Raw genomic sequence first — 15,150 nt, 5'->3', positions numbered from 1 at the left:
ACTTCCAACGTAACAAAGGTTGAGCGTGTTCCGCTCAAGTCCAGTTTCACACTAATTTTCTCTTTTCACAGCGCGTAAACAATAGGTCTGACCAATCGGACCAACCTTCTGCAGATTGTTACGCACAGTGCTTGTGTTCGGGGTTTTCGCCCGCTTTGCTAGTGCGCCATGACCTACACCTTGGCGACCGCCTCCTTGGCGACCGAGCCGCCGGACGGCGAACTCGTCCTGGCGGCCGACGCCGGTCCACTCGCCGGCATCGAGGACACCATCAACAACGTCTTCACGCCGATCTCGGAGGGCTTCTCCGGGTTCGTGTTCGGTGAGATCACCGTCTTCGGCGTGACCTTCCCGTGGATCGTGGCCTGGCTCGTGATCGCCGCGACGGTGTTCACCCTGGTCTTCGGCTTCGTGCAGATCCGGAACTTCAAGCTCGCCACCGACCTGGTGCGCGGCAAGTACACCAGCTCCGACGAACCGGGCGAGATCAACCACTTCCAAGCGCTCGCCTCGGCGCTGTCCGGAACAGTCGGCCTCGGCAACATCGCCGGTGTCGGCGTCGCGGTGACGGTCGGCGGCGCGGGCGCCACCTTCTGGATGATCCTGTGCGGCCTGCTCGGCATGGCCACCAAGTTCGTCGAGTGCACGCTGGGCGTGAAGTACCGCGAGATCGACGCCAACGGCAACGTGCACGGCGGCCCGATGCACTACCTGCGCAAGGGCATCGCCGAGCGCATCCCGAACGCCTTCGGACGCGGCCTGGGCAAGACGCTGGCCGTGCTGGCCGCGATCATGATCCTGCTGTTCGGAGTCGGCGGCGGCAACATGTTCCAGGCCAACCAGACCTTCGCGCAGCTGCGCGACGTCACCGGTGGTGACGAGGGCCTGCTCGGCTCGGACGGTGCCGCGCTGATCTTCGGCATCGTCCTGGCGATCATCGTCGGTTCGGTGGTCGTCGGCGGCATCAAGTCCATCGGCGCGGTGACCAGCAAGCTCGTCCCGGCGATGGCGATCATCTACATCGTGGCGTCGCTGACGGTCATCGGCGTCAACATCACCGCCGTGCCGGACGCGGCCGTCGCCATCGTCAAGGGCGCGTTCACCCCGGAGGCCGGTTTCGGCGGTCTCATCGGCGTGCTCATCGTCGGCTTCCAGCGCGCCGCGTTCTCCAACGAGGCCGGTCTGGGATCGGCGCCGATCGCGCACTCCGCGGTCCGCACCCAGTACCCCGCCACCGAGGGCCTGGTGGCGCTGCTGGAGCCGTTCATCGACACGGTCATCATCTGCACCATGACCGCGCTGACCATCGTCATCGCGCAGCCGCAGCTGTGGATCGAGGGCCAGAAGGCGGTCCTGGCAGGCGGTGAGGAGCCGGACGGCGTCACCGTCACCTCGCAGGCGTTCGCCGAGGTCCTGCCCTGGTTCCCGTACGTGCTGACCGTGGCGGTCGTGCTCTTCGCCGTCTCCACGATCATCACCTGGGGCTACTACGGCCAGCGGGCGTGGCTGTTCCTGTTCGGCAACACCTCGGTGAGCCGCAACATCTACAACCTGGTGTTCTGCCTGTTCGTGATCGTCGGTTCGGTGCTGAGCCTGAGCAGCGTCATGGACTTCACCGACGCGGTGCTGTTCCTGCTGGCCCTGTTCAACATCATCGGCCTGTACATCATGATCCCGGTGGTCAAGAAGGAGCTGGCCGAGTACAAGGCCAAGATCCGCTCCGGCGAGATCCGCAAGATCGACAAGAAGAAGGCCGACGCCTGACGACGAGGTGACGGATTACGGCCGTATTCGGGTCACCGAGAACGGCCGTAATCCGGCCCCGCGAAACGCGAAGAAGCCGTGCGCACCCCCGACGTGCGCACGGCTTCTTCTTCGGCGGAGCGGTCGAGCCAGCCACAGCGGACCGCTCCTGGTCTACCCGTCTTCCAGCACCGCCTGGATGTCGATCTGGACGCGCAGGGTCATGCCGACCGCGGCGATGCCGGAGGCCAGCGACTGGCTGAAGCGCACCGCGAAGTCGTCGCGGCGCAGCTGCGCGACCGCCGAGGCCGAGGCGCGGGTGCCGCCCCACTGGTCGGGTCCGACGCCGTCGAAGCGCGTGTCGAGCAGGACGGGCTTGGTCACGCCGAGCATGGTGAGCTCGCCCTGCAGGTCCCACTTGTCGCCGCCGCGCGGGCGCAGCCCGGTGGAGCGGAACGCGATCTCCGGGAACCGGTCGACGTTGAGGAAGTCCTCGGTGCGCAGGTGGTCGTCGCGCATCGTGTTGCCGGTGTCGATGGTGCGGGCGTTGATCCGGGCCTCCACCAGCGACTGCTCGATCGGGGCGCCGATGCGCACCTCGCCGGAGAACTCGTTGAACCGGCCGTGGATGCTGCTCAGGCCCAGGTGCTTGGCGGTGACCTGGATGGAGGAGTGCACGGGGTCGATCCGCCACAGCCCGGGGGCCGGCAGGTCGGCACCGCCGATGCGGCGGACCTCAACACCGCCGAGGTTGGCGGTGGCGCCCTCGTGCACGAGGGTGGTGCGGGCGACCGGCTCGTGGCCGATCGCGGTGATGATCGCGGTGTAGGCGCCGGCGGCGAGGCCGGAGGCGAGCACCGAGCCCTTGCCGTCGCCCTGAGCCCGGGCGACCTGCGCGCCGCCGGAGTCGATGAGGGTCAGCACCGCCTCCGGCACCGGCCAGCCGTCGCTGCCGAGCACCGACGCGGTCACCGCTCCGGAACCGGGAGCGGAACCGGTCTGACCGTTGCCCGACGCGGCCTGCGGTTGGCCGAGATCCATGGTGAAAACACTCCTTTGAAGAGCTCGATCATGATCCTGCTGTGCGGGCGGGCCCGGGGTCCAGCCGAACCCGCCCGCCGCAGCGCGACCGTGACCTGCGGGTGGTGCGAGCGCGACCGTCAGGCTTCCGGGTAGCCCAAGTCGACGTCGTGCGACGACTCCTGGCCCGTCAGCCGCAGCGAGCTGGCCACCGGCGGGTACCCGCTGGCGATGACCGTGTACTCACCGTCGGGCAGGTCGGTGAAGTGGTAGTTGCCGTCGATGTCGGTGGTGCCCGCGGCGACCACCGCGCCCGAGGCGTCGAGCAGCGTCACCCGCGCGTCGGGCACCGGCACGCCGAGGTTGGCCGAGCGGATCACGCCGTGCAGCTGCGCCCCGGTCTGCAGGGCGACGTCGAGCCGCACCCGCTCCCCGTCGGTGACCACGATCGGGTGCGCGACCGGGCGGTAGCCGTCCGCGGTGACGGTCAGCGCGTACGAGCCCCCGACCAGGTCGGAGAAGCCGTACTCGCCGTCGCCGTCGGTGGCGTTGGTGGCCACGACCTCGCCGCGCACGTCGGTGAGCACCACCATCGCGCCCGGGACGCCGACGCCGCCGACGTGCACCAGACCGCTGAGCTCACCGGCGCCGAGCAGCTGCACGTCGTGCCGCACCGGTCGGTCGGAGACCACGACCATCGAGGCGGTCGGCTGGTAGCTGCCGCCGGAGGCGATCAGCACGAAGGTGCCGTCGTTGTCGACGTCGAAGTGGAACCGCCCGTCGTTGTCGGTGCGGGTCCGCTCCACCTGGCGCCCGTTGGCGTCGGTCAGCGTCAGGACGACGCCGGAGACCGGGGTGCCGATGGAGTCGTGGACGACGCCGTGCACGGAACGCCGCTGGAGCTCGTGGCCCTCGGCGAACCGGCCGGTCAGCGCCGCGCCGTTGGAGGCGAAGGACGGGATCGACGGCTCGGTCCACGGGTTGGAGCGCTCGGAGTTCACCTGCGCACCGTTGGTCCTGCCGCTGTCGAGGCCCTCGTCGTGTGCCGACACTGAAGCCGTCTCCCTTTCCTCGTTGCTCTCGATCGTCGTCCGCAACGGCTTCTCGCGGATAAACAGCACCGCGATGAAGGTGACCACGGAGATGCAGGCCGAGATGAGGAAGATGTCGCCGATGGCATCCCCGTAGGCCGCGCGGACGATGGTCTGGATCGGCCCGGGCAGGTGTCCCACGTCCAGCGATCCGGTGCCGCCGCCTGCGGCCGCGGCCTGGGCCGCGCCGGGGATCTTCGCCAGGCCTTCCACGATGTAGTCCTGCACGCGGGTGGCCAGCACCGCACCGAGCACCGACACGCCAGCCGAACCTCCCAGGGTGCGGAAGAAGGTGACGACGGAGGTCGTCGAGCCCATGTCCTTGGCGCTGGTGGCGTTCTGCACGGCCAGCACCAGGTTCTGCATGAGCATGCCCACTCCGCTTCCCATCAGGAAGAGGTAGACCCCCATGAGCACCAGGTTCGTTTCGTGATCGACGGTGCTCAGTAGCCCCATCGCAACCATCATCACGATCGAGCCGATGATCAGGAACGGTTTGGTCTTGCCGGTGACCCGGGAGATGATCTGGCCGCTGACGGTGGAGGAGATGAACAGCCCGCCGACCATCGGCAGCGTCATCAGGCCCGCGATGGTCGGGCTGAAGCTGCGCGCGATCTGGAAGTACTGGCCGAGGAACACCGCGCCGCCGAACATCGCGGTGCCGACCGCGACGGTGCCGATGGTGGCGAGCGTGACCGTGGGGTTGCGGAACATCCGCAGCGGCACGATCGGTTCGCTGTGGTTGGCCTCGATGATCACGGCGATGATCAGCGCGAGGACGCCGCCACCGACGAAGTAGCCCGTCTCGGGCGAGAGCCAGTCGAAGTTCTTGCCGGCCAGCGAGACCCAGATCAGCAGCAGCGAGACACCGCCGACCAGGAACAGCGCGCCGAACCAGTCGATCTTGACCTCGCGCTTGACGACCGGCAGCTTGAGCACCCGGCCGAGCACGATGAAGGCGATGACCGCGATCGGCACGGTGACCCAGAAGCACCAGCGCCAGCCCAGCCACGGGGTGTCGACGATGACGCCGCCGACCAGCGGGCCGCTGACGGTGGCCACCGCGAAGGTGGCGCCGATGTATCCGCTGTAGCGGCCGCGTTCGCGCGGCGAGACCATCGCCGCGATCACGACCTGGATCAGCGCCTGCAGACCGCCCATGCCGATGCCCTGCAGTGCGCGGAACCCGATCAGGGTCTCCATCGACTGCGCGAAACCACCGGCCACGGAGCCGACGGTGAAGATGGTGATGGCGATCTGGTACAGCAGCTTCTTGCTGAACAGGTCGGAGAGCTTGCCCCACAGCGGGGTGGAGGCGGTGGAGGTCAGCAGCATCGCCGTGACGACCCAGGTGTACTGGCCCTGGGTTCCGTGCAGGTCGGCGATGATCCTCGGCAGCGCGTTCGACACGATGGTCGAGCTGAGGATGGCGACCAACAGCGCCAACATCAGGCCGGACAGGGCCTCCAGGATCTGGCGGTGCGACATCGCCGGTTCCTGAGCCGACTCGTGCGGCGCGCTCGGTTGAGTCGACACCTTGGGCGCCGTCTCCGTCGAGCTGGTCATCGAGTTCCTTCCCTCATCCGGGGGGCCGAGAGGTCCCCCTGGTCAATCGTGTGCCCGTGGTCGGGCGCATGACCGTCGTCGATCGTGTGGCGGCGGATGTCGGACATCGCGTCGCCGAGCAACCGGGCCAGCTCGCGGACCTTGCCGTCGTCCCAGTCGACCAGCGCCTCGCTGATCCACTCCTGCTTCTTGCGTTCGAGGTCGGTGACGACCTGCTCACCGTCGGCGGTGGCGCGGAGCAGCGACACCCGCCGGTCGGCGGGGTCGGGGCGGCGCGTGATCAGTTCGGCCTGTTCGAGCTGGTTCACCTGACGGCTCACCACGGACGCATCGACGATGCGGTGGTGGGCGAGGTCGGAGACCCGGCTTTCGCCGCGGTGCACGAGCTCGGTGAGCAGTCCGGCCGCCGCGTAGGGAACCTGGTCGGAGAGCTGCAATCCCCGTTGCAGCGCGACCTGCTTGAGGCCCATCAAGGCGCGGAGTGGGCGGAGCAGCTCACCACAGGTCTCGGGTGTTGGTCCCATGTGAGCCCATCCTTTTAGTTGCTAAAGGCAACAATACGACCACTTGGTTGCAGCACGCAACTGAAGTGGGGGTGACGCGCGACACCGGCCGTTTTTGGCCGTTTTGCCTGATAGGCGACGATTCAGCCGGGGGTCAGCTGGTCTGGTTCAGCTTGCCCAGCAGGCGGGCGAGATCCGCGAGGTCCTGGGTGCTCCAGCTGGCGAACTGGCCGTGCAGGTGCTTGCGCCGCTCGGCGCGCACCCGCTCCAGCCGCTCGGAGCCGAGGTCGGAGAGCTGGATGCGGCGAGCGCGGCCGTCGTCCGGGTCGGGGGCGCGCTCCAGCAGGCCGAGGTCGACGAGGGTGGCGATCTGCCGGGAGACGGTCGACTTGTCCAGGCCGGTGCGGCCGGCCAGGTCCATGCCGCGCAGCGGTCCCTCGTTGGCGACCATGAGCAGCAGCGTGTACGAGGCGGGGTCGAGGTCCGGGTGCACCAGCGCGGCGACGTGGGTCGAGAGGTTCCGGGCGTTGCGGAACATCATCACGAGCTCGCGTTCGACCTCCTCGGCGGCCTCCCGGCGCGCGGGTCCTCCTCCACGAACTCGGCGTCCTGCTCGCTCACTTCGCTCCCTGCGTTCCGACCGTTTCGCCCCACTCTAGGGACGCCCACTCTAGGGAGCGCACCTGAGCGGCGGTGCACCAGGCCGGAACTCGGCAGGTCAGCTGCCCGCGGTCACCTCGTGCCAGGGGCGCGGCATGCCCTTGGCCCCGAAGTAGTCACCGCCCTTGCGCTTGACGTCGTCGGTGCCCCAGGTCCGCTCCCGCAGCACCGGCATCATCCGGGGGATGTGCTTGCGGCAGTGGATGTAGGCCTCCTCGACCTGCACCACCACCCACCGCTCGGGCGTGCGGCCGCGGTCGAACTCCGAGGGCAGCGCGGGGTAGATGCCGCGCAGGTCGGCGTCCTCGACGATGCGGGCCTTGCCGTTGACGTGCAGGCCGATCAGGTCGGTCACGAAGTCCACCAGCAGGATCCCGACGTGCGGGTTCTCGCTGATGTTGCCGAGGCTCGCCATCACGCCGTTGCCCCGGTACTCCGGGTAGCAGACGTGCTGGTCGTCGAGGACCTCGATGAAGCCGGGCGGACCCGCCCGGAGGCTGGAGTCGCACTCGCCGCGCGCGTCGGAGGTGGCCACGAAGGCCAGCTCCATGCGCCCGATGAACTCCTTCATCTCGGCGTTGAGGCGGTCCAGCACCTGGTCGTCGTAGAAGCGGCGGGCCCGCTTCTCGGTGCCGTAGGCGCTCTGCAGGAGGTGCTCGCCCGCCGAGCCCGGCAGAGTCGGGGATTCCTGCCGGAACGGGTCGTTGAGCTGGGACTCCACCAGAGCGGAGATCGGGGTCGGGATCGGGACGGGGGGTGCTGCCGGGTCGGATAACTCGAGGTCCAGCATGGCTTCGGGAGCCACGCCGACCGGGTTGATGTGATCGGGGGTCACAGCGGGCCACAGTGTCACGTCGCCCCCTTCGGTAACAGGTTGCCCACTAGCTTTCCCCCGACCGATTGATGGATTATCTACGCGAGGTAGTTAAAAAGCACTCAAAAGTGCCATCAAGGCAGACGTCCTTGCGATCAGCGGTTAGGGTCGCCCCTGATGTCGGGGGACGTTTGCAGGTAGCGGTTGCGCCCGCCCCAGGTGACTGCCGCCAACGTGGAGAAGACTGCGCCCGAAACGATGACGAACGCCGTACTGAGCCCCGGTCCGCCCCCGAACAACGAGCCGTCCAACTCCGGCGTGAGCAAGATGGTTCGACTCATCCGCGAGAGCTTCGCGGTGGTCGAGCCGCACTCAGACGAGGTGGCCAAGTTCTTCTACGGCACCTTGTTCAGCATCGCGCCGCAAACCCGCGAGCTGTTCGCCGCCAACATGGAGGTGCAGCGAAGCCGCCTGCTGAGGGCGCTCGTGCACGTCATCCAGATGGTCGACAAGCCCGACGAGCTGCTGCCCTTCCTGCAGCAGCTGGGCCGCGACCACCGCAAGTTCGGCGTCGTGACGCAGCACTACGAAGCGGTCGGCACCGCGCTGCTGGCCTCCATCAAGCGCTTCGCCGGTGACGCCTGGACCGACCAGGTCGAGCGCGCCTGGGCGGAGGCCTACACCGTCATGGCCTCGGCGATGACCGAGGCGGCGGCCGCCGACGACGGTCCCGCCTGGTACACCGGCCAGGTCCTGCACCACGAGCGGCTGAGCTGGGATCTCGCCGTGATCCGGGTGCAGACCGATCACCCGGTGCCCTACCAGCCCGGTCAGTACGTCAGCGTCGAGGTCCCGCAGCGGCCGCGGCTGTGGCGCTACCTGTCCCCGGCCAACGCGCCCAGCGACGACGGCGTCATGGAGTTCCACGTCCGCTCCGTCGAGGGCGGCTGGGTCAGCCGCGCGCTGGTCGGGCACGCCCGGCCCGGCGACCAGTGGCGGATCGGCTCGCCGATGGGGCGGCTGACCGTGGACCGGGAGAACTCGCCGGACATCCTCATGATCGGCGGCGGCACCGGTGTCACGCCGCTGCGCGCGATCATCGACGACCTCGCCCAGTACGGCGAGAACCCGCGCGTCCAGCTCTTCTACGGCGGGCGCACCCGCGACGACCTCTACGACCTGGACAACCTGCGCCGCATCGCGATGCAGAACCCGTGGCTCACGGTCACCGGCGTGCTGGAGAACGACCCGAACGTCGACGGGGTCGAGCACGGCACCATCGCCGACGTCGTCTCCCGCTACGGCGCCTGGGAGGACTGGGACGTCCTGGTCTCCGGCTCCCCGGCCATGATCCGAGCCACCGTCTCGAAGATGCTGGTCGCGGGCACCACCCTCGACCACATCCGCTACGACCCTTTTACGTTGGACTGACGCCACTCATCTTGCTCAGCGGTGCGGGTGGGGGAACCTGAGCGGCGCTGTGGACTCCGCGCGCCACTCCTGATGTATGCCAATACACGGCGTCGCGGTGTGCTCGCCACAGCACCGCTCAGAACCCCCGGCGGTGCAAGCGCCTTAGGTGGTGAAGGAGAAAGCGACTCCGTCGCTTGACTGACGAGAAGAGGCGCCTCCCCGGGTGGGGAGGCGCCTCTTTCCGGTGCTGAGGTCAGCGCTTGCGGTTGGGCTTCCAGACCACCAGCGCGGTCTCCTGGCGGACCGGGACCAGGTCCCGGCGGTAGGAGGCGTGGACCTGCGCCGCCGCCGACTCCGCCGCGGCGTAGGCCGCCGCGACCTCCTCGGTCAGCTCGGCGACCTTGGACTGCAGCGCGTCCACCTGGTTCTCCAGATCGATGATGCGCTTGATCCCGGCCAGGTTGACGCCCTCCTCCTGGGAGAGCCGCTGGACCTCGCGCAGCAGCGCGATGTCGCGCAGCGAGTAGCGCCGGCCGCCGGCCGCGGTGCGCCCCGGCGAGACCAGGCCCAGCCGGTCGTAGCTGCGCAGCGTCTGCGCGTGCAGACCGGACAGCTGCGCCGCCACCGAGATCACGAACATCGGGGTGTCCTCGTTGGAACCGGGCGGGAACGCGAATCCCATCTCCGGTCCGATCCCTCCGGACCCGTCATGCGGCCGGCCATGCCTACCTCCCGAGCAACTCGTTCAGCTCGCTGCGCGGGTCGTGGTCAGCCGTGGCCTCGGCGTACTCCTGCAACGCCCGCGTCGCCGCGTCGTCGAGCTTCGACGGCACCGCGACCTGCAGCGTCACCAGGAGATCCCCGTTGCCACCGGCCTTCTTGCCCACGCCCTTGCCACGCACCCGGAAGGTCCGCCCGCTGCTGGTCCCCTCGGGAACCTTCAGCGAGACCTTCCCGTCCAGGGTCGGCACCGTCAACGTAGTGCCCAGCGCGAGTTCCGGGAAGGTGACCGGAACCGTGATCGTCAGATCATCACCGGATCGTCCGAACACCTTGTTCGCGTTGACGTGCACGACGACGAAGAGATCACCCGCGGTCGCTCCCTGGCGGCCCGGCTCGCCCTGCCCGGCCAGCCTGATCCGCTGCCCGTCGTCCACACCCGGCGGGATGCGCACGGTCAGCGTCCGGCTGCGGGTGCTGACGCCCTCGCCCGCGCAGTCCTCGCACGGCGTGTCGATGATCTGGCCGCGGCCGCGGCAGTCCGGGCACGGCTCGCTGAACGCGAACGCGCCCTGGTTGCGGGTGACCAGACCGGATCCACCGCAGGTGGAGCAGCCGCGCGGCCGGGTCCCGGGCTTGGCGCCCGAACCCCGGCAGGTCTGGCAGGTCGCCGGGCTCGACAGCCGCAGCGGCACCGTGGCACCGCGCACCGCCTCGTAGAAGTCGATGCGCACCTCGGTCTCGACGTCGGCGCCGCGGCGCGGCCGGTTGGCCGTGCCCGCGCCCGCTCCGGCGCCGCTGCCGGGACGCCGGTTGCCGAACAACCCGCCGAACAGGTCGCCCAGGCCACCGGCCCCCTGCTGACCGCCGAAGAGGTCTCCGAGGTCGAAGCCGCCACCGGCACCACCCGGTCCGCCGAAACCGCCCGGGGCGCCGAAACCGCCGCCCCCGCCGCCGAAGCCGCCGGATCCGAAGAGCCGGCGGGCCTCGTCGTACTGCTTGCGCTTGTCGGGGTCGGACAGCACCCCGTAGGCCTCGGAGACCGCCTTGAACTTGGCCTCGGCCCGGGAGTTGCCGGGGTTGGCGTCGGGGTGGTTCTCCCGCGCCAGCTTCCGGTACGCCTTCTTGATGTCGTCCGACGAAGCATCGGAGGAAACGCCCAGTTCAGCGTAGAAATCCTTGTCGAGCCATTCCCTGGCACTCACCGGACGCTCCTCCTTCCGCTCCTGATCACTCTTGTTCGCTGGACTCGGCGGCCTCGGCGGGACTCTCGTCCGCCTCGTAGTCGGTCACCGCGACCATCGCCGGGCGCAGCACCCGCTCACCGAACCGGTAACCCCGACGCATCACCGTGGTGACGGTCGGCCCGGACACCTCCGAGGAGGTGGTGTGCTGGACGGCCTCGTGCACCGACGGGTCGAACTCGTCGCCCTCGGCACCGAACGCCTCCAGACCCGCGGAGTTCAGCGCGCCGACGAGCTTGTCGGCCACCGACTTGAACGCGCCGTTGAGGTCGCCGTGCGCCTCGGCCCGCTCCAGGTCGTCCAGCACGGTCAGCAGGTCGCCCGCGACCGACGCCTTGGCGGCGGCGATCACCGACTCGCGGTCGCGTTCCACCCGCTTGCGGTAGTTCGCGTACTCGGCGGTGACCCGCTTGAGGTCCGCGGTGAGCTCGTCGACCTGCTTCTGCAGGCCACCGGACTCCCCGGCCTCCGGGGCAGCACCGTCGACGGGCTGCTCGGCCTGCTCGTCGGCCTGGCCGAGCTCCTCGTCGAGGGTGCCGGAGATGCTTTCGGACACCTGAGCCTCGTCTCCGTTCGGAGCGGGGGTCCGGCGCTCGCCGGTCTCGGGGTCGATGCGACGCCGATCCCGGACGATCACCGGCTCCTGCTCGCCTTCGTTGCGCGACATCTCGGGGCTGTCCGAAGTCACTTCTTCTTCTCGTCCTCGTCGTCGACGATCTCGGCGTCCACCACGTCGTCGTCCTTGGCCGACGAACCGGCACCGGCCTCGCCCGCGGCGTCACCGGCACCCGCGTCGCCCGCGGCGGCGGCACCGGCGTCGGCGTAGAGGGCCTGGCCCAGCGCCTGCGACTCGGTGGCCAGCTTCTCGACGGCGCTGGAGATGGCGTCGACGTCCTCGCCCTTCAGGGCCTCGTTGACCTCGTCGATCGCGCCCTTGACCTTGGTCTTGGTCTCCTCGGGCAGCTTCTCGTCGTTCTCCTTGAGGACCTTCTCGGTCTGGTAGACGAGGGTCTCGGCCTGGTTGCGGGCCTCGGCCTCCTCGCGACGCTTCTTGTCCTCGTCGGCGTGGGCCTCGGCGTCGGAGACCATCCGCTCGATGTCCTCCTTCGGCAGCGCCGAGCCGCCGGTGATGGTCATCGACTGCTCCTTGCCGGTGCCGAGGTCCTTGGCGGAGACGTGCACGATGCCGTTGGCGTCGATGTCGAAGGTGACCTCGATCTGCGGGACGCCGCGCGGCGCCGGCGGCAGGCCGGTCAGCTCGAACATGCCGAGCTTCTTGTTGTGCGCGGCGATCTCGCGCTCGCCCTGGAAGACCTGGATCTGCACCGACGGCTGGTTGTCGTCGGCGGTGGTGAAGGTCTCGGAGCGCTTGGTCGGGATCGTGGTGTTGCGCTCGATCAGCTTGGTCATGATGCCGCCCTTGGTCTCGATGCCCAGGGACAGCGGGGTGACGTCGAGCAGCAGGACGTCCTTGACCTCACCGCGCAGCACACCGGCCTGCAGGCTGGCGCCGACGGCGACGACCTCGTCCGGGTTCACGCCCTTGTTCGGCTCGCGACCGCCGGTCAGGTCCTTGACCAGCTCGGACACGGCCGGCATGCGGGTGGAACCACCCACGAGCACGACGTGGTCGATCTCGGAGAGCTTGATGCCGGCGTCGCGGATGACGGCCTCGAACGGCTTGCGGCAGCGCTCCAGCAGGTCGGAGGTGATGCGCTGGAACTCGGCGCGCGACAGCGTCTCGTCGAGGAACAGCGGGTTCTTGTCGCCGTCGACGGTGATGTAGGGCAGGTTGATGCCCGCGGTCGAGGAGGACGACAGCTCGATCTTGGCCTTCTCGGCGGCTTCCTTGATCCGCTGCATGGCCATGCGGTCCTTGGTCAGGTCGATCCCGTTGGACGACTTGAACTTCTCGACCAGCCACTCGACGATGCGCTCGTCCCAGTCGTCACCACCGAGGTGGTTGTCACCGGAGGTGGCGCGGACCTCGACGACGCCCTCGCCGATCTCCAGCAGCGAGACGTCGAAGGTGCCGCCACCGAGGTCGAAGACGAGGATCGTCTGCTCGGACTCGCCCTTGTCGAGGCCGTAGGCCAGGGCCGCGGCGGTCGGCTCGTTGACGATGCGCAGCACGTTGAGGCCGGCGATCTGGCCGGCTTCCTTGGTGGCCTGGCGCTGGGCGTCCTCGAAGTAGGCGGGGACGGTGATGACCGCGTCGGTCACGTCCTCGCCCAGGTACGCCTCGGCGTCGCGCTTGAGCTTCATCAGGACTCGCGCGGAGATCTCCTGCGGCGTGTAGTCCTTGTCGTCGATGCCGACCTTCCAGTCGGTGCCCATGTGCCGCTTGACCGACCGGATGGTGCGGTCCACGTTGGTGACGGCCTGGTTCTTCGCGGGCTGACCGGTGAGGATCTCGCCGTTCTTCGCGAAGGCCACGATGGACGGCGTGGTCCGCGAGCCCTCGGAGTTGGCGATCACCGTCGCTTCACCGCCCTCCAGGACGGAAACGACGGAGTTGGTCGTCCCCAGGTCGATGCCGACCGCTCGCGCCATGGGTGGTTCCTCCAGTACTTAGTCCAGTCCGCCCAAGCGCCGTCGCGGGCCCTTGAGCCTTGCTAGCTCAAGTTTTACCCACGGTCCCAACGCACGTCAAACGGGTTGAGCAAGGCTCACTCAAGCTTTCTGCCTACCCAACGCCCCACCAGCGCTTTCAGTTCCCGGCCACCCCACCGGGTGACCCACCCGACACGCCGGACCGGTCGCCACCGGCCGCAGCGGACGAGGTCATGCCGGGGAGGAAGGCACGCCCAGGTAGTCGTAGGGGTGCATCAGGAAGCGGAGGACGGGTTCGAGGTCGTCGACCGACGGGGGTTCGTCGGCGATGAGGGCCTGGATGAGGAGGCCGTCCATGCCCGCGATGAAGGCGCTGATGACCGGGTCCTCGCCGTCGTCGCCGTCGTTGATGTTGCCGCGGATGAGGTCGAGCCAGCGGCGGGCGGCGGGCCGGAGGGCCGGACGCCGGGCGGCGAGGAGGTAGAGCTCGTACTCGCCGATGGTGCGCTCGCGCTGCTCGGTGATCATGCGGACGAGCAGTTCGGCGATGGCGCGCGGCCACTGAGTGTTGTCGGTGACCTCCTCGCGCACGGCGGTGATCTGCTCGACCAGCGCTTCGCACCCGTCGAGCAGGCTGGCGACCAGCAGGTCGTCGATGCCGTCGAAGTAGTAGGCGATCGACGCGGGCGGCACGCCGGCCTCGCGCGCGACGTTGCGGTGGCTGACCGCCCCGACGCCCTCGCGGGCCACGACCCGCAGCGCCGCGTCGACGATCGCCCGGCGGCGACGCTCGCCCTTGAGCCGTCGCCCGTCGGTCACCTCGGCCCCCGATCCCGAGGTCAATGCGGTTCCCGAGGTCAATGCGCGCCTCCCAGTTCCAGTGCCACGACCCCGCCGATGATGAGCGCGATGCCGCCGATCTGCACCGCGGTGATCGACTCGCCGAGGAACACCGCCCCGATGATGGCGACCAGCGCGACCCCGGCCCCGGCCCAGATGGCGTAGACGACGCCGACCGGCAGGCCGAGCTTGAGCACCGCGCTCATGGCGGTGAACGCGACCGCGTAGGCCACCACGACCACCACCGACGGCGCAAGCTTGCTGAAGCCCTCGGACAGCTTCAGCGAGACGGTCCCGACGACTTCGCTGCAGATCGCCAGCACCAGCAGCACGTAGGCCACGAAATCCCTCCTGAGAATCATGGGCGATCGCCCAACTTTGTTTGGACACGTCCGCCCGGGCCAGGAGGACGCAAGAGGTCAGTCGCGCTTCTTCTTCCCCGGCCCCTCGATCGAGGTCGCGAGGATCACGGCCGCCCAGATCACGAGCGGGATGGCGGGCCAGAACGCGATCAGATCACCGGAGACGACCGAGGTCACGCCCCAGATCGCGATCATGATGACCGCGCCGCCCGCCCAGTCCCGCCACTCCTTGGCCATCTTCGCCCTGTGCTCCTCGCGCTCGGCGAGCTCGGCGGAGGGCTTCGACTCCGGCAGATCGCGGGTCAGCGGTTCGAGCTCGCCGAACGTCGTTGCGGCGAAGGCCTGCTGCAGCCGCTCGTCGTACTCGGCGACGGTCAGCCGCCCCTCGTCGAGCGCCACCCGCAGCCGCTGCGCGACCTGCTCGCGGTCGGCGTCGGACGCCCGCATATCGCCGTCGCTGGGATCCACCATCGCCCTTACCCCAGGTGTGGATTGACCGAACGCGAGGCTCACTCGATCAATTACGTGGCGAAAATCGCACATCTACTCGTCAGTTTGCCTTGATCGACACCGCCCCGGTGGTGAACCGGCGAGATGCGCTCCGCACGCCTCGGGCGTTCA

14 protein-coding genes are annotated in these 15,150 nt (G+C 68.9%); 2 read left to right on the top strand and 12 right to left on the bottom strand.

Features of this window, described 5'->3' with window-relative positions; all coding sequences use genetic code 11:
• Positions 1 to 168: 168 nt before the first annotated feature.
• A complete protein-coding gene (locus REH65_RS18205) occupies positions 169 to 1,764 on the top strand; it encodes an alanine/glycine:cation symporter family protein (RefSeq protein WP_406688431.1) in 1,596 nt (531 codons plus the stop codon).
• 153 nt (positions 1,765 to 1,917) lie between these two features.
• Here REH65_RS18205 and REH65_RS18200 read toward each other — a convergent pair whose 3' ends face one another.
• The 5 genes from REH65_RS18200 to REH65_RS18180 all read right to left on the bottom strand — a co-directional run bounded on the left by REH65_RS18200 (position 1,918) and on the right by REH65_RS18180 (position 7,373).
• On the bottom strand, positions 1,918 to 2,784 hold the full coding sequence (locus REH65_RS18200) for a YceI family protein (protein WP_406688430.1): 867 nt from the start codon (positions 2,782 to 2,784) through the stop codon (positions 1,918 to 1,920).
• Positions 2,785 to 2,903: 119 nt separating this feature from the next.
• Entirely contained in the window at positions 2,904 to 5,420 is a 2,517-nt protein-coding gene (locus REH65_RS18195) for an MFS transporter (RefSeq protein ID WP_406688429.1), read from the bottom strand.
• Complete coding sequence (locus REH65_RS18190; protein ID WP_281458581.1) at positions 5,417 to 5,944, bottom strand: MarR family winged helix-turn-helix transcriptional regulator; 528 nt, start codon at positions 5,942 to 5,944, stop codon at positions 5,417 to 5,419. The genes REH65_RS18195 and REH65_RS18190 overlap by 4 nt, the downstream gene beginning before the upstream one ends.
• 133 nt (positions 5,945 to 6,077) lie before the next feature.
• The gene (locus REH65_RS18185) at positions 6,078 to 6,464 is read right to left on the bottom strand and encodes a MarR family winged helix-turn-helix transcriptional regulator (protein WP_406688428.1); all 387 of its coding nucleotides are present in this window, start codon (positions 6,462 to 6,464) and stop codon (positions 6,078 to 6,080) included.
• Positions 6,465 to 6,641: 177 nt separating this feature from the next.
• Positions 6,642 to 7,373 carry a pyridoxamine 5'-phosphate oxidase family protein gene (locus tag REH65_RS18180; protein ID WP_406693193.1) on the bottom strand — a complete coding sequence of 244 codons (732 nt, stop codon included), beginning with the start codon at positions 7,371 to 7,373 and terminating at the stop codon, positions 6,642 to 6,644.
• Positions 7,374 to 7,655: 282 nt separating this feature from the next.
• Here REH65_RS18180 and REH65_RS18175 point away from each other — a divergent pair, with 282 nt between their 5' ends.
• On the top strand, positions 7,656 to 8,828 hold the full coding sequence (locus tag REH65_RS18175) for an FAD-binding oxidoreductase (RefSeq protein ID WP_406688427.1): 1,173 nt from the start codon (positions 7,656 to 7,658) through the stop codon (positions 8,826 to 8,828).
• Between the two features lie 235 nt (positions 8,829 to 9,063).
• On the opposite strand, the gene REH65_RS18170 is transcribed toward REH65_RS18175, so the two are convergent.
• From REH65_RS18170 to REH65_RS18140, 7 genes are all read right to left on the bottom strand, one after another.
• Positions 9,064 to 9,492, bottom strand: a complete 429-nt coding sequence (locus REH65_RS18170; protein ID WP_281458631.1) for a heat shock protein transcriptional repressor HspR — start codon at positions 9,490 to 9,492, stop codon at positions 9,064 to 9,066.
• A gap of 43 nt (positions 9,493 to 9,535) precedes the next feature.
• Positions 9,536 to 10,735 (bottom strand): molecular chaperone DnaJ, encoded by a 1,200-nt coding sequence (dnaJ, locus tag REH65_RS18165; RefSeq protein WP_281458579.1) that lies wholly within the window; start codon positions 10,733 to 10,735, stop codon positions 9,536 to 9,538.
• 25 nt (positions 10,736 to 10,760) lie between these two features.
• Entirely contained in the window at positions 10,761 to 11,441 is a 681-nt protein-coding gene (gene grpE / locus REH65_RS18160; RefSeq protein ID WP_406693192.1) for a nucleotide exchange factor GrpE, read from the bottom strand.
• A gap of 17 nt (positions 11,442 to 11,458) precedes the next feature.
• Complete coding sequence (dnaK, locus tag REH65_RS18155; RefSeq protein WP_281458578.1) at positions 11,459 to 13,327, bottom strand: molecular chaperone DnaK; 1,869 nt, start codon at positions 13,325 to 13,327, stop codon at positions 11,459 to 11,461.
• A gap of 231 nt (positions 13,328 to 13,558) precedes the next feature.
• Positions 13,559 to 14,170, bottom strand: coding sequence for a TetR/AcrR family transcriptional regulator (locus REH65_RS18150; protein ID WP_406688426.1), 612 nt, complete (start codon positions 14,168 to 14,170; stop codon positions 13,559 to 13,561).
• 14 nt (positions 14,171 to 14,184) lie between these two features.
• Entirely contained in the window at positions 14,185 to 14,508 is a 324-nt protein-coding gene (locus REH65_RS18145; protein WP_281458576.1) for a multidrug efflux SMR transporter, read from the bottom strand.
• A gap of 78 nt (positions 14,509 to 14,586) precedes the next feature.
• Positions 14,587 to 15,000: a DUF1707 domain-containing protein gene (locus REH65_RS18140; protein WP_406688425.1), complete on the bottom strand. Its 414-nt coding sequence runs from the start codon at positions 14,998 to 15,000 to the stop codon at positions 14,587 to 14,589.
• Positions 15,001 to 15,150: the final 150 nt, after the last annotated feature.

This window comes from Saccharopolyspora sp. ID03-671 (assembly GCF_045278815.1).
In the GTDB taxonomy this organism is placed as follows: domain Bacteria; phylum Actinomycetota; class Actinomycetes; order Mycobacteriales; family Pseudonocardiaceae; genus Saccharopolyspora; species Saccharopolyspora ipomoeae.
Note: the sequence above shows the minus strand (reverse complement) of the source record. Positions and strands in the feature narration are given on the sequence as shown.

What these genes read in the sequence shown, in the direction of transcription:
- dnaK (WP_281458578.1), bottom strand. Translation starts at nt 13,327, where the DNA reads ATGGCGCGAGCGGTCGGCATCGACCTGGGGACGACCAACTCCGTCGTT.
- REH65_RS18140 (WP_406688425.1), bottom strand. Translation starts at nt 15,000, where the DNA reads ATGGTGGATCCCAGCGACGGCGATATGCGGGCGTCCGACGCCGACCGC.
- REH65_RS18175 (WP_406688427.1), top strand. Translation starts at nt 7,656, where the DNA reads ATGACGAACGCCGTACTGAGCCCCGGTCCGCCCCCGAACAACGAGCCG.
- REH65_RS18185 (WP_406688428.1), bottom strand. Translation starts at nt 6,464, where the DNA reads ATGATGTTCCGCAACGCCCGGAACCTCTCGACCCACGTCGCCGCGCTG.
- REH65_RS18195 (WP_406688429.1), bottom strand. Translation starts at nt 5,420, where the DNA reads ATGACCAGCTCGACGGAGACGGCGCCCAAGGTGTCGACTCAACCGAGC.
- REH65_RS18190 (WP_281458581.1), bottom strand. Translation starts at nt 5,944, where the DNA reads ATGGGACCAACACCCGAGACCTGTGGTGAGCTGCTCCGCCCACTCCGC.
- REH65_RS18205 (WP_406688431.1), top strand. Translation starts at nt 169, where the DNA reads ATGACCTACACCTTGGCGACCGCCTCCTTGGCGACCGAGCCGCCGGAC.
- grpE (WP_406693192.1), bottom strand. Translation starts at nt 11,441, where the DNA reads ATGTCGCGCAACGAAGGCGAGCAGGAGCCGGTGATCGTCCGGGATCGG.
- REH65_RS18180 (WP_406693193.1), bottom strand. Translation starts at nt 7,373, where the DNA reads ATGCTGGACCTCGAGTTATCCGACCCGGCAGCACCCCCCGTCCCGATC.
- REH65_RS18170 (WP_281458631.1), bottom strand. Translation starts at nt 9,492, where the DNA reads ATGGGATTCGCGTTCCCGCCCGGTTCCAACGAGGACACCCCGATGTTC.
- REH65_RS18200 (WP_406688430.1), bottom strand. Translation starts at nt 2,784, where the DNA reads ATGGATCTCGGCCAACCGCAGGCCGCGTCGGGCAACGGTCAGACCGGT.